The following is a 12,423-nucleotide window of genomic DNA, read 5'->3' on the forward strand; positions in this document are numbered from 1 at the left end:
GCCGCCAAAGTGCAGGTACCGGCGTGCCCTTAAATAGGCTGAGTGGGGGCGGTCCCCAACGGCCGCCACCACTCATCCCCCCAATGTATGCTCCGGCAGGCGCCACGGCTTGTGAGCCAGGCAGCAACTGCTTTCACACATTCATGATTCTCTCACGGTCTAATGATTTTGTGAATCCGGATTTGCTACCCCTCGGTAGATGACGTTCCATGACTGCCGTGCTTGGCTGCCTTTACCCTGGCAAGCCACACCAGCACCAGGCCGGATATGAAGAAAACCACGGCTCCGTTGTTCACCGCGGGCGCCGCGGCAAACAGCCGGAGCGGCGCGAATTCGAGGCAGAATCCGGCAACAGTGGCCGCTGCCCCCGCCGCCATCAGCGCTGCCCCGGTCCTGACAAGCGGAGGCAGTTTTTCCCTCACGCTGCGGAGCAGGGCGGGCAGCAGCGCAAGGGCCACGTAGGCAAGGTAGCCCCGGGCCGCGGCCCAGTAGTAGGGCATCAGCGCCTCATTCCGGCCGCTTGCGCCGGCCACGTCCCTGAAGCCTGCCGACGTCGCGGAGTGGTCCATCAGGAGGAAGACGGCCACGAGGACAGCACAGAAAACCGCAAGCACGACGAGCCCGGGACGCCCGGCGATCATGCGGTGGGCATCCGGGGCACCAAACCCCTTCGTGACCCGGACTGCAATGAGGTAGATCGTTGCAAAAACAACCAGGCGCAGGAGGAGGTGGGCAATGTTCAGGCCGCCGAGGGCGCGGTCAATGGCCACGTAGAACTGTTCGATGCTCAGGACCGCGGCAGCCGTCGCCAGCAGGAAGATGAAGAACAAGGTTGGATTGACCCCGCGAAGGGCGCTCGGGATCCGGGCCAGGGCGGCGCCCGCACAGACAACCAGCGTTATCCACGGAAGAACTTCGCTCATACCAGGTTCTCCCAAATTCTTTCGGTCTGTTCCTGGTCGTGTTCCTGCCGGCGCAGGGTTTTGCCGAGTGCCTGGAGGCGGTCGCCGGCCAGGGCGGTGAGCTCGCCGTCGGTCAGCCGGTCCAGGGCTGCCTGCCGGGCGCCGGGTGGCCAGCCGGCTTCGGCTTCGGTGACGAGCCCGGTGGCTACCAGTCCGCTGGCGGGTCCGACGCCGGCAGCCCGGGAGGTGGCGACGGCCAGTTCGGGGGCGAGCCGGTTGGCGGTCAGCTGGGCGGAGTAGTTTTGGGGAGCGACGCCGGTGGCGGCGGAGACGCGGTGGCGGAGTTCGCCGTCGTCGATGGCGTCCACCCAGTTCTTCACGGAGGTGGCATGCGGCGGCGGGCTGAGCGCAGTCTTGGCCCCGCCGGCGAACCCCTCGGGGGCGGTCCGGGCAATGACTGCCCGCAGGAGGTCGACCGTGGCAATTTGGCTTACCAGTTCCTTGTCGGTCGGAGGGACCGGGGAACCGGCGAGGGCGCTGTAGCTATCGAAGGTGGCCAGCGCGGCGACCGGATTGATGTTGTAGGCCCGGCTGATGCTCACGACGGTGGCCTCGGCAACCTTTCCCCGCACCATCTGCTGGGCGAGGGTGGTGCGCTTGACGCCTGAGACCCGGCAAATATCGGCAGTGCTGGTATCCGGTGCTACGCCACTAAGCCAGCGCTGGAATGCTTTGGCGGGGAGGGGCATGAAACGCTCTCTGCTGAACGAAATGTTGGACTCATACTAGCGGCGCCGGGCGGACACCGGTCCCGGCTTCCGGCGTGCCCGGCTGCCGGCCACCCAAATGAGCGCCAGGCCGACGACGAAGCAAAGGATGGCCGTGTAGTTGATGATGAAACGCAGGAAACCCAGCTCCGGCGGGATGGCCGGGAACAGCAGCGAAAGGGGGATCGCGATGGTACCCACGGCCAGGAGCGCCGCACTTATCCGCAGCAGGGCGGGCAGCTGGCCCTTGACGGCCCGCAGCAGTCCCGGCAGGATCGCGAGGCACACATAGGCAGGGTAGGCGCGGCCGGCGGCACCGTAGTACTCGACGAGCAGAGCGTTCCGCGGGTTCTTTGCCGCCACTTCCGCCATTCCTGCCGACGACCCCGATGTGTCCATGAGGGCAAAGCAAACCAACATCGCGACAGAAATCAATGCCAGGGCCGCCGTGCCGATGTTTCCCCTGATCAGCTGCCTTCCGCGGCTGTCGCCAAAGCCGGCGGCAATCCGAAGGGCAAGGAAAAAGATGGCTCCGAAGATGATGAACCGCAACAGGAGGTTGGCAAGGTTGGTCCCGCCAAGCGCGGCGTCGATCGCCATGTAGGGGCCGTGGATGCTCAGCAGGATGGCCAGTGTCAGGAGCGCCAGCGCATAGAAGATGGACGGGTTCTTCCGGCGGACCAGGTTGGGGATCCGGCTCAGCGCTGCGGCGCCGGACGCGATCAGGGTGGTCCATTGCAGGATCTCAATCATCCGAGGTTCTTCCAGATCTGTTCGGTTTGTCGTTGGTCGTGTTCCTGCCGGCGCAGGGTTTTGCCCAGTGCTTGGAGGCGGTCGCCGGCCAGGGCGGTGAGCTCGCCGTCGGTCAGCCGGTCCAGGGCTGCCTGCCGGGCGCCGGGTGGCCAGCCGGCTTCGGCTTCGGTGACGAGCCCGGTGGCTACCAGTCCGCTGGCGGGTCCGACGCCGGCAGCCCGGGAGGTGGCGACGGCCAGTTCGGGGGCGAGCCGGTTGGCGGTCAGCTGGGCGGAGTAGTTTTGGGGAGCGACGCCGGTGGCGGCGGAGACGCGGTGGCGGAGTTCGCCGTCGTCGATGGCGTCCACCCAGTTCTTCACGGAGGTGGCGTGCGGCGGCGGGCTGAGCGCAGGCGGCCCTGCGGCTGTCCCGCTATCCCCGTCCTGCTCGCTGCGGGCAATGATGGCGTGCAGCAGGTCCGCGGTTGCGATCTGGCTGACCAGTTCCTGCGGCGTGGGCGGAACCGGCGGCTTCCCCAGATCCCGGTAGGTGTCGAAGGAGCCGAGCGCCGCCACCGGGTTGATGTGGAACGCCCGGCTGATGCCCACCACGGTCGTTTCGGCCACCTTGCCGCGGACCAGCTGCTGGGCAAGGGTGGTGCGCTTGACCCCCGACGCCCTGGCCACATCAGCAATGCTGGTCTCCGGCGCCACCTCATGCAGCCAGCGCTGGAAGGCCTTGGCGGGTAGGGGCATGGAACGCTCTCTGCTGACGGTACAGGCTGACGGTACAAAGGGGCGGCCGCCAGCCTCGATTTTGCATAGCGCGCCGCTTCAACTATGCTAGTTGGTCGAACCCGCTGGTCCGTACACCCCCCAAGTCCGGACCAGCGGGTTCTTTCATGCCCGCCCTGATTTTCAGGCGAAGACGGGCAGCGGTGAGAGGATGGATTGATGACTGCAACCCTTGTTGCGAAGGACCTTTCGGGCGGTCACGATCACCGCACCCTCTTCTCCGGGCTGTCCTTCACGGTAGCCCCCGGGGATGTTGTTGGCGTGGTCGGCGCCAACGGTGCAGGCAAGTCCACGCTGCTGCGGCTCCTCGCCGGGGTGGAGCAGGCGCAGGAGGGCACAGTCAGCCTCGCCCCGTCGGACGCGTTCGTGGGCTGGCTGCCCCAGGAACACGAACGGATCCCCGGCGAAACAGTCGCCGCCTACATCGCCCGGCGCACCGGCTGCGCGAAGGCCACCGCGGAGATGGAAGCCGCCGCCGAGGCCCTGGGCTCGGGGGCGCCCGGCGCCGACGACGCCTATTCGACGGCCTTTGACCGCTGGATGGCCTCCGGCGCCGCAGACCTGGACGAACGCATCGCGCCCGTCCTCGCAGACCTGGGCCTGGAGGTCGGCCCCGATGCCGAAATGACCGGGCTGTCCGGCGGGCAGGCCGCGCGCGTGGCGCTCGCCGCCCTGCTGCTGAGCCGCTTCGACGTCGTGCTCCTGGACGAGCCCACCAATGACCTTGACCTTGACGGCCTGGCCAAACTGGAAGCCTTCGTGCAGGGGCTTCGCGGCGGCGTGGTGCTGGTCTCCCATGACCGCGAGTTCCTCGCCCGCTGTGTGACCTCCATCGTGGAACTCGACCTCGCCCAGAACTCTGTGGCGGTGTACGACGGCGGCTACGAGTCCTTCCTGGAGGAACGCGCCGTCGCGCGCCGGCACGCCCGTGAACGGTACGAGGAATTCGCCGCCACGAAGGCGGACCTGGTGTCCCGGGCGCGCACCCAGCGCGAATGGAGCTCGCAGGGCGTCCGGAACGCGATGCGGAAAAGCCCTGACAACGACAAGATCCGCCGTGCCGCGAGCACCGAGTCATCCGAGAAGCAGGCGCAGAAGGTCCGGCAGATGGAATCGCGTATCGCCCGCCTGGACGTGGTGGAGGAACCGCGCAAGGAATGGCAGCTGCAGTTCAGCATCGGGCAGGCGCCCCGCTCCAGTTCAGTGGTGGCAATGCTGCGCGACGCCGTGGTCCGGCGGGGCAGCTTCACCCTGGGGCCGCTGAACCTGCAGCTCAACGCCGGTGAACGGATCGGCATCACCGGACCCAACGGCGCCGGAAAGTCCACGCTGCTCCGGCTGCTTCTGGGAACCCAGGAACCGGACTCCGGCGACGCTTCCCGCGGCGTGTCCGTGGCCGTCGGCGAGATTGACCAGGCCCGCGGACTGCTGGCCGGACACCTGAAACTGGCCGACGCCGTCGAATCCGTCCTGACCGACTACACCTCCGCCGAGGTCCGGACCCTGCTGGCGAAGTTCGGCCTCAAGGCCGACCACACCCCGCGCACCGTGGACTCGCTCTCGCCGGGGGAGCGGACCCGCGCGGCCCTGGCCCTGCTGCAGGCCCGGGGCGTGAACCTGCTGGTCCTGGACGAGCCCACCAACCACCTGGACCTCCCGGCAATCGAGCAGCTTGAAGAAGCACTGGAAAGCTACGACGGCGCCCTGCTGCTGGTCACCCACGACCGGCGGCTGCTGGAAAACGTCCGGCTGGATGTGCGCTGGAACGTGGACAACGGCGTCGTCACCGAACTGATGGCAGGCAAGATGGAGCAGAACCAATGAGCATGGATGGCGTCGCCTGGCGCTCGCTGCACCAAATCACCCGGGCCAAGAGCGGCTCAAAGCCGTTTTCGAAAGAGACCCTCAAACGGGTCCTGGGCTTCGCCCGGCCGCACCGCGGCAGGCTGGTGGCCTTCGTGGCCGTTTCCATCGCCATGGCTCTGCTTGCCGTGGCCACGCCGGTGCTGGCCGGGCAGGTGGTCAACACGATCGTGGCCCGTGCCGATGCCGGTGAGGTGATCCGGCTGGCGGCCCTCATCGCCGGCGTCGCGGTCGCGGAGGCAGGCCTTGGCATGGTGAGCCGCTGGCTGTCCTCCACCATCGGCGAGGGCGTCATCGTGGACCTGCGCACCAAGGTGTTTGACCACGTGCAGAGAATGCCCATCGCGTTCTTCACGCGGACCCGTACCGGGGCCCTGGTCAGCCGCCTGAACAACGACGTGATCGGTGCCCAGTCCGCCTTTGCCGGAACCCTGTCCGGCGTGGTGAGCAACGCCGTCGCCCTCATCCTCACCCTGGTGGTCATGCTGAACACCTCCTGGCTGGTCACCGTGCTGGCCATGGTCCTGCTGCCGATCTTCCTGATCCCGGCCCGGCGGATGGGCTCCCGGCTGGCCGACCTGCGGCGCGAGGCGGCCGAGCACAACGCCGCCATGGGCACCCAGATGACCGAACGCTTCTCCGCCCCCGGCGCCACCCTGGTGAAGCTCTTCGGCCGGCCCGACGACGAGTCCCGCGAGTTCGCGCTCCGCGCCGGCCGGGTCCGCGACATCGGCGTGCGGACCGCCATGCTGCAGTTCACCTTCGTGACGGCGCTGACGCTCGTCTCCGCGCTGGCCCTGGCCCTGGTCTACGGCCTGGGCGGCTGGCTGGCCATCGGCGGGCAGCTCGCCCCGGGCGACGTCGTGGTGCTGGCACTGCTGCTGACCCGCCTCTACGCACCGCTCACCGCGCTGTCCAACGCCCGGGTGGAGATCATGAGCGCCCTGGTCAGCTTTGAGCGCGTCTTCGAAATCCTGGACCTCGAGCCGCTGATCAGGGAAAAGCCCGGTGCGCTGGAAGTCCCGCCCGGGCCGGTGGCCGTGGAGTTCGACGACGTGCGCTTCTCCTACCCCTCCGCGGACAAGGTCTCGCTGGCCTCGCTGGAGGAGGTCGCCACCTTGGATACCCGCGGCGGCGAGGAGGTGCTGCACGGCATCAGCTTCCGGGTGGAACCCGGACAGACCGTCGCCATCGTCGGGTCCTCCGGGGCCGGCAAGTCCACCATCGCCCAGCTGCTGACCCGGCTGTATGACGTCGATTCCGGCGCCGTGCGCCTCGGCGGCTTCGGGCCGGCGAGCGGCCTGGACGTGCGGGACCTGACCTTCGGCTCCATCCGCGCCACCCTCGGCATGGTCACCCAGGACGGGCACCTGTTCCATGAAACCATCGCCTCCAACCTTCGGCTGGCCCGCCCGGAGGCCACCGCGGAGGACATGTGGGCGGTGCTGCGCCAGGCCAGGCTCGAGACCATGGTCCGTTCTCTCCCCGACGGCCTCGAAACCGTGGTGGGGGAGCGCGGCTACCGGCTCTCCGGCGGTGAACGGCAGCGGCTCACGATCGCCCGGCTGCTGATCGCCCAGCCCCGCGTGGTGATCCTCGACGAGGCCACCGCCGCGCTGGACTCCACGAACGAGGCCGCCGTGCAGGCGGCACTGGGCGCTGCGCTGGAAGGGCGCACCGCCGTCGTCATTGCGCACCGGCTCTCGACGATCCGTGCCGCCGACGCCATCCTGGTGGTGGAGGACGGCCGCATCGTCGAACGCGGCACCCACACGGAGCTGCTGGCAGCAGACGGCCGCTACGCGGAGCTGTACCGTACCCAGTTCGCCGAGGCCACGGCCGTCGCGGAGGAGGCGGTCCCGGAGTACTGAGCGTAACCGGCGATAAGCCGCCGGATTAACGGAAGATGTTGTACGCGCTCCAGCCGGAACCCAGGATGGTACGGGCGCCCCAGGTCCCCTTGCTGAACGGGTCGTGGGCCAGCCTGCCGTCAGTAAGCCGGGTGATCAGTCCTTGCCTGCCGGGGGTGAAGCCAGACACCCTTGTGATGCTGTTAACGGCGTTCCAGCCGGTGCCGATCACGCGCCTGGGCTCCGCGACGAAGGCGCCGGCCCCCGTGGAGCGGTACAGCAGCAGGCTTCCGTCGCTGCGCTTTGCAAGCAGGTCCTGCCTTCCGTCCTGGTCGAAATCGGCCATGGTGAGGTATTGCCCCTTCCAGCCGGTGCCGCTCTTGGTGCGGGGGCTTAGCGTCTTTCCGGCGCTGTTGCCGAAGTGCCAGAGGGTTCCGGCGGAATCATAGGCAAGGATGCTCGGGTATTTGTCGGCCGTGCGCCAGCGGCCCACTGTCACGTGGTAGCTGCCCCATCCCGAACCGATCGCTTGAGCGGGCGCAAATCCTCCGCCGGCCTTACCCGGATGGAAGCTTAGCCGGCCGTCCTTCCACTGCGCGATGATGTCAAACACGCCGTCGACATTCCAGTCAGTCACGAACCCTTTGGCGAGCCCTGCCCAGCCGCTGCCAATTTTTTCCCGCGGCTGAAAGGTGCCCTGCCCGGTCGGCCGGTAATTCCACAGCACGCCGTCAGGCCCCGCCGCTACGGTGTCGGCGGCACTGCGGATGGCCATGCGTTGGGTGCCGGAAGCCGTCGCGGAGCCTATGCGGATGGTGGTTGCGACGCTGGGGACCCCCAGCTCGTCCACCGCAAAGAGCAGGTAATTGCCCGGCACGAGCACCCCGGGATCCGCCGGCAACTTCAGCGAGGCGGTGTTGCCCGACATCGTAGTTGCGGTCAGCGGGATCCGGCGCTGGTCCGTGTTCACGCTGTGCGTCACTGTGCTCATCCTCATCAGCGAGAACTTGCTGATCTGACTCCCTGTGGTTACCGATATGGTGGTGCCGTTCTCGGCAGAGGCCGGCGCTTTGACAATTCTGGGCCGGGCGCGTTCGTTGCCGTTTTCGTCCAGCAGGTAGGGCGGCGTGAAGATCTGCCCGTCCAGGTGGTTGGAAGCGCAGGGGCCGGCGCACAGTCCGCCGCCGCCTGTGAAAACCCGGCCATCCGGGAGAAGCGTGGCAACACTGTGATAGTTCCTGGGAATGGCCATAGGGGCCAGCGTGGTCCATTGCCCGGTCTGCGGATTCCAGATTTCCGGCGACATTCTGTCCCCGCTGGTGCCGGGGGTCTCCGGTGTGCCTTGACCGCCAACCACGAGTACCTGGCCGTCGGGCAGCGCCACCCCGTTGGCGTATTGGCGGCTGACGGCCATACTGGCGGTCCGGGCTACGGTCACGCCGGCATTGATGTCAATGGTGTAAGCGTTCGCCGTCGCAGGGGCGCCCGAATAGGCTGTGGACCCGCCCACGGTGAGGATCTTGCCGATGTCGTACATCACGCCATTGCCGTTCATCGCGTCTGCGCTGTCGGAGCGCAACCCGGCCGGGCTGATGGTGCCGGCTCCGGTTGTTGAGATCCAGTTCATTTGGCGGCTCGGCCCGGCGTGGAAGACCCGGCCGCCGGAGACGGCGAACAGCCACGCGTGGTTGTCGGAGCGGAACTCGCCCGCAGGATCCCTGGTCAGGATGCCGCCTGAGAGCACGTTGGGCAGCGGACGCCAGCCGCTGGCGGCGGACCAGACCTCACCGTGTTTGTAGCCGATGCCACCGGACCAGGAACCGCCGATGGTGAATACCTCGCCGTTGGACGTGGTGACTGTGGACTGGTACCCGCGGGGGATTGTCATGGGAGGGCCGGCGGCCCATGCATTCGTCCGCGGCTCATACAGGGTGGTTTTGGTGCTGCTGCTGCCGCCGGTAATCATGATCCGTCCGTCCGGCAGCATGGAAATTCCAGGGCAGAACATGTCATGTCTGGTGTTGGCCACCTGGGTCTGGCTCACTTCACCAGTGGTGAGGTCCAGTGTGGACGTCTGGGTTAAGCTGCCGCCGCCACCGAACATGGCGGGGGCACTGGCAGACCACGTCAGCAGCCGGTTGCCGGGCAGCACCGCCGCGGCGGCTGGGACGATCGGGAAGATGATTGTCGGCCCCCACGACCCCCGTGAGCCGGTTGCCACTGCATGTACCGACAACGTGCTGCCGGTCCGGCCGACCAGATTGATCTCCGCGGCGTTGCTCCAAGGCCCGCGGTTCCCGGCTTCGGCAGTGGCGCGCAGCTCAACATAGCGGGCGGATACTGGAGCAAACGTCGCACGCTTCTCGTCACTGGTGTCTGCCCAGGTTCCCCGGGCCACTGGCGCGCTCCAGTCAGTGCCGTCGGTGCTGATCCGGATCTCGAAACCGCCGATCCGCCCGTTTGGATCGCTGGACGGGAGGTAGCGGAAGCCCGAGATGCTTCGGGTTACTTTGGTGTCAATGGTCAGGGTATGCGGCGGTTGGGCTGCGGGGGAACCCGTTTTGCTTTTCCAGGAGGTGGCGGTGTCGCCGTCCAGTACGTTCGCCGCCCGGCCGGTGCCCCCTGTGGCCTCTTCGTCGCTTGCCGTGACTGTCCAACCGGCCCGCGGCAGGGCGTCGGGAGCGGCCTGCGCCGCCGCGGGCGGCAACAGCAGGACGTGTTCGTGCGTTGCCGGGGAGCTCCGGGTGCCGGGTGGAGCGGCCGCCGAGCAGCCCGCGGTCAACAGCAGTATGACCAAAAGTGCGGCATATGCATGCATTTTGCCTCCGCCGGCTCCAGTCACGGATGCCGGCTCCAGTCACGGATGTACGACAAAGGGTAGACGGGGAGGCTTGCAAAAACCTTGGCATCACCTTGGACCATGGGGGGCCCGCCTGAATGTCGGTCGGAAAGACCCTAAACCGGTGTCAGCGCCCGGACTCCGCCAGCGCCGGCAGGATATGGTCCGTGAGCAGCGGCGCCAGGTCGCCGGGCCACTCCGCCGCGAGGTCCAGCCACCGGATCTCGGCGATCTCTGCGGACGGGTGGGCCACCCAGGTGCCGGGGGCCGTGAAGACGGTCGCCTCGATTTCCGTGGCCGCCTCGTTGGCGGCGTCGGCCAGCCACACGCCCATGAGCGTCAGTTCGCGGGGGTCGACGATGATGCCGACTTCCTCCTGCAGCTCCCGCGCGGCGGCCTGCACCGCGGTCTCCCCGGGCTCGGGCTTGCCGCCGGGATGCATGAACTTGTCGGTGCCGCGCTTGCGGACTGTCAGGAGCCTGCCCGCGGCGTCGTAGACACACACGGCGGAAACGATGATGCGGGGATTCACGGGTTCGAGCCTAGCCGGTCAGGTGTTGCTGTGGTGGCCGGAAGCCTGCGCAGCACGGACTCCAGAAGCAGGTCCTTGCGCGGGCCGGTGACATCCCACACGTAGCTGAATTCGTTGTCGCCGCGGCGCACGTACGTGACCCGGTAGGTATCCGGATCGCACCAGTGCCGGTCCTGGCTGGCCTCCGGCGAGAAACCCATCCGGTGGAACGGCCGGCCGTCGGGGAACAGCATGTCCATGGCGTCGGGTGTGTCAGCTGGCCGGAGCAGGTAGTCGCGGGTGGCCGGGCCGGTGAAGGTGTCATTGTCCCCGGCAGGCCAGTTCACAGTAGGCCAGACCACTGTCCCTTCCTCATGGAAGCGGAGCCCGCCGTCGCCGTCGGGGGAAAAAATTACGACGCCGGTAAAGGTGCCGCGGGTGCCCGCGGCCCGGTCCAGCATGGTCCGCTCCACGGACCACCGCCCTGCCCGGGGAGGGCCGGAGGATGGTGGGTCCGCCGGCGGTGCGCCCAGCAGATAGTCGCGGAGTTCGGACGGGTGCTGCAGATTCAAGTGCCCTCGATTGGAATCGAACCAACGACACCGGCTTTAGGAGAGCCGTGCTCTATCCACTGAGCTACGAGGGCGGGCGCCCGCCGCGGCCGGTTGGTGGACCGGCCCCTTCGGGCACGCCTATAAGCATACAAGGTGACGGCGCGTACTACGCTCTTGCCATGGCCGCCGCAGCTCAAGTTCCCGCCTTTAGGGCAACGTTCCTGCCAGACACCGCCTCCACGCGGCAGTACATCGGGGCGTGGGCAGTGCTCAGCGTCGTGCAGTATCTGGTGGCGGAGGCCGCAGTCATCGGAGCCTGGGCCGGACCGGCCCCCTACAGCCGGCGGACGGGGCTGATCAGCGATCTGGGAGCCGTCACCTGCGGAATCTACGACGGCCGCAGCATCTGTTCGCCGCTGCACGTGCTGATGAACACCTCCTTCGTGGTGCAGGGCCTGGGAATGCTGCTGGGTGCGCTGCTGCTGAGCTCGGCGCTGCTGCGGGTGGCCGCCCGGGCCGGTGTGCGGGTGGCGGCGAGCCATACCGGCGAAGTGCCCTGGTACACGGCAGTGGCGGTGCGGATCCTGACCGGGACCGCCGGCACCGGCACGATCATTGTGGGGCTGGTCCCGGAGGACCTGGAATCGGCCTGGCACTATGCCGGCGCCGTGATGTACTTCATCGCCGGCTCCCTGGCGCTGCTGCTGCTCGGCACGCTGTGGCTCCGCCAGTCGCCGCTGGGCTGGTTCGTCCTCGCCGCTGGCGGCGTGTCCACGGCTGCGCTGGTCACGGCCGCCGTCGCTGGCCTGGACGTCCCCGAGCCCGGAACTCTGGAGCGGCTGATGGCCTATCCGATCACTATGGGGCTCTCCGCCGCCGGCCTTGTTGTCGCCCAGCGCGTCCGGAAGGAACGGCAGGTGCGCAAGGCCTTCGCCGCCCGGGCCCGGGCGGCGTCCGGCGGCTAGGCTTCCTGCTGCGGGGCGGCTTTCTTCGAAGACCGGCGTCCCAGGAACATGGCGGCGCCGCCGGCGAGGAGGCTGGCCACGAACAGCACCCAGCCGGCCACGGTGAGGCCCGACGCCAAGGCGACCTGGCCGGCGTCGAGGTTAACGGCGGCGATCATGGAATCTATGGTGACGTTGCCCCACAGCCGGACCACCACGAATAGCAGCGGCAGCGCCCACAGCGCCCAGCGCAGCGCCTTCCGGGCCACGTTGGTGCCAATCACCAGAAGCCAGGTGAAGCCGAAGATCAGCGGAAACAGGGTGCCTGCCGTCTTGTGGACGTAGTTGAGCTGGCCTCGGGCGTCCCCGTCCAGGGCGCGGCGGAGCTGTTCGACGTAGCCCGTGTCGAAGCCGCCCACCAGGGAGTCGGGCATGGCCAGCCCGCCGGAGAGCTGCGTGAGCTGGTTCAGCGTGAGCAGGTGGAGGTACCAGAACAGGAACAGGCTCGCCACCAAGCCCGCGATGACAATCAGGTTGGCGTTGTTCTGTGCCTTCGCGGGCGAGCGGCTGGTGCCGGGGTTGATCACCGGAGGCAGTTCGTGCTGGGGAACTGCGGCCCTTGCGCCGTGCTTCTTGATCCGCTGTGCAGGTGTCTTGGCCATGCGTC

11 protein-coding genes and 1 tRNA gene are annotated in these 12,423 nt (G+C 67.9%); 3 read left to right on the top strand and 9 right to left on the bottom strand.

Going from position 1 to position 12,423, the window contains the following annotated elements:
* Nucleotides 1-185: 185 nt before the first annotated feature.
* Genes ACFTR6_RS07070 through ACFTR6_RS07085 form a run of 4 tightly spaced genes read right to left on the bottom strand, consistent with a single transcriptional unit; the run spans nt 186 to nt 3,156 of the window.
* The gene (locus ACFTR6_RS07070) at nt 186-923 is read right to left on the bottom strand and encodes a hypothetical protein (RefSeq protein WP_377957362.1); all 738 of its coding nucleotides are present in this window, start codon (nt 921-923) and stop codon (nt 186-188) included.
* Complete coding sequence (locus tag ACFTR6_RS07075; RefSeq protein WP_076798726.1) at nt 920-1,651, bottom strand: hypothetical protein; 732 nt, start codon at nt 1,649-1,651, stop codon at nt 920-922. The genes ACFTR6_RS07070 and ACFTR6_RS07075 overlap by 4 nt, the downstream gene beginning before the upstream one ends.
* Before the next feature lie 36 nt (nt 1,652-1,687).
* A complete protein-coding gene (locus tag ACFTR6_RS07080; RefSeq protein ID WP_076798725.1) occupies nt 1,688-2,422 on the bottom strand; it encodes a hypothetical protein in 735 nt (244 codons plus the stop codon).
* Complete coding sequence (locus tag ACFTR6_RS07085; RefSeq protein ID WP_377957363.1) at nt 2,419-3,156, bottom strand: hypothetical protein; 738 nt, start codon at nt 3,154-3,156, stop codon at nt 2,419-2,421. The genes ACFTR6_RS07080 and ACFTR6_RS07085 overlap by 4 nt, the downstream gene beginning before the upstream one ends.
* 198 nt (nt 3,157-3,354) lie before the next feature.
* On the opposite strand from ACFTR6_RS07085, the gene ACFTR6_RS07090 reads away from it, so the two are divergent.
* Both ACFTR6_RS07090 and ACFTR6_RS07095 read left to right on the top strand, forming a co-directional pair.
* Nucleotides 3,355-5,019: an ABC-F family ATP-binding cassette domain-containing protein gene (locus ACFTR6_RS07090; RefSeq protein ID WP_377957364.1), complete on the top strand. Its 1,665-nt coding sequence runs from the start codon at nt 3,355-3,357 to the stop codon at nt 5,017-5,019.
* Nucleotides 5,016-6,929, top strand: a complete 1,914-nt coding sequence (locus ACFTR6_RS07095) for an ABC transporter ATP-binding protein (protein WP_076798722.1) — start codon at nt 5,016-5,018, stop codon at nt 6,927-6,929. Before ACFTR6_RS07090 ends, ACFTR6_RS07095 begins: the two co-directional genes overlap by 4 nt.
* 25 nt (nt 6,930-6,954) lie before the next feature.
* Here the strand turns inward: ACFTR6_RS07095 and ACFTR6_RS07100 are convergent, their stop codons facing one another.
* From ACFTR6_RS07100 to ACFTR6_RS07115, 4 genes are all read right to left on the bottom strand, one after another.
* Complete coding sequence (locus ACFTR6_RS07100; RefSeq protein ID WP_377957365.1) at nt 6,955-9,726, bottom strand: galactose oxidase-like domain-containing protein; 2,772 nt, start codon at nt 9,724-9,726, stop codon at nt 6,955-6,957.
* Between the two features lie 148 nt (nt 9,727-9,874).
* Entirely contained in the window at nt 9,875-10,279 is a 405-nt protein-coding gene (locus ACFTR6_RS07105; protein ID WP_076798721.1) for an NUDIX domain-containing protein, read from the bottom strand.
* The gene (locus ACFTR6_RS07110; RefSeq protein ID WP_377957366.1) at nt 10,276-10,830 is read right to left on the bottom strand and encodes a DUF6314 family protein; all 555 of its coding nucleotides are present in this window, start codon (nt 10,828-10,830) and stop codon (nt 10,276-10,278) included. Before ACFTR6_RS07110 ends, ACFTR6_RS07105 begins: the two co-directional genes overlap by 4 nt.
* A gap of 1 nt (nt 10,831) precedes the next feature.
* Nucleotides 10,832-10,904: transfer RNA gene (locus tag ACFTR6_RS07115), tRNA-Arg, on the bottom strand.
* A gap of 87 nt (nt 10,905-10,991) precedes the next feature.
* Here ACFTR6_RS07115 and ACFTR6_RS07120 point away from each other — a divergent pair.
* On the top strand, nt 10,992-11,777 hold the full coding sequence (locus ACFTR6_RS07120; protein ID WP_076798719.1) for a DUF998 domain-containing protein: 786 nt from the start codon (nt 10,992-10,994) through the stop codon (nt 11,775-11,777).
* Here ACFTR6_RS07120 and ACFTR6_RS07125 read toward each other — a convergent pair.
* Entirely contained in the window at nt 11,774-12,418 is a 645-nt protein-coding gene (locus ACFTR6_RS07125) for a hypothetical protein (protein ID WP_377957367.1), read from the bottom strand. The genes ACFTR6_RS07120 and ACFTR6_RS07125 overlap by 4 nt on opposite strands.
* Nucleotides 12,419-12,423 lie beyond the last annotated feature (5 nt).

The organism is Arthrobacter sp. NPDC057009 (assembly GCF_042673905.1).
GTDB lineage: Bacteria > Actinomycetota > Actinomycetes > Actinomycetales > Micrococcaceae > Arthrobacter.

What these genes read in the sequence shown, in the direction of transcription:
- ACFTR6_RS07070 (WP_377957362.1), bottom strand. Translation starts at nt 923, where the DNA reads ATGAGCGAAGTTCTTCCGTGGATAACGCTGGTTGTCTGTGCGGGCGCC.
- ACFTR6_RS07075 (WP_076798726.1), bottom strand. Translation starts at nt 1,651, where the DNA reads ATGCCCCTCCCCGCCAAAGCATTCCAGCGCTGGCTTAGTGGCGTAGCA.
- ACFTR6_RS07080 (WP_076798725.1), bottom strand. Translation starts at nt 2,422, where the DNA reads ATGATTGAGATCCTGCAATGGACCACCCTGATCGCGTCCGGCGCCGCA.
- ACFTR6_RS07085 (WP_377957363.1), bottom strand. Translation starts at nt 3,156, where the DNA reads ATGCCCCTACCCGCCAAGGCCTTCCAGCGCTGGCTGCATGAGGTGGCG.
- ACFTR6_RS07090 (WP_377957364.1), top strand. Translation starts at nt 3,355, where the DNA reads ATGACTGCAACCCTTGTTGCGAAGGACCTTTCGGGCGGTCACGATCAC.
- ACFTR6_RS07095 (WP_076798722.1), top strand. Translation starts at nt 5,016, where the DNA reads ATGAGCATGGATGGCGTCGCCTGGCGCTCGCTGCACCAAATCACCCGG.
- ACFTR6_RS07100 (WP_377957365.1), bottom strand. Translation starts at nt 9,726, where the DNA reads ATGCATGCATATGCCGCACTTTTGGTCATACTGCTGTTGACCGCGGGC.
- ACFTR6_RS07120 (WP_076798719.1), top strand. Translation starts at nt 10,992, where the DNA reads ATGGCCGCCGCAGCTCAAGTTCCCGCCTTTAGGGCAACGTTCCTGCCA.
- ACFTR6_RS07125 (WP_377957367.1), bottom strand. Translation starts at nt 12,418, where the DNA reads ATGGCCAAGACACCTGCACAGCGGATCAAGAAGCACGGCGCAAGGGCC.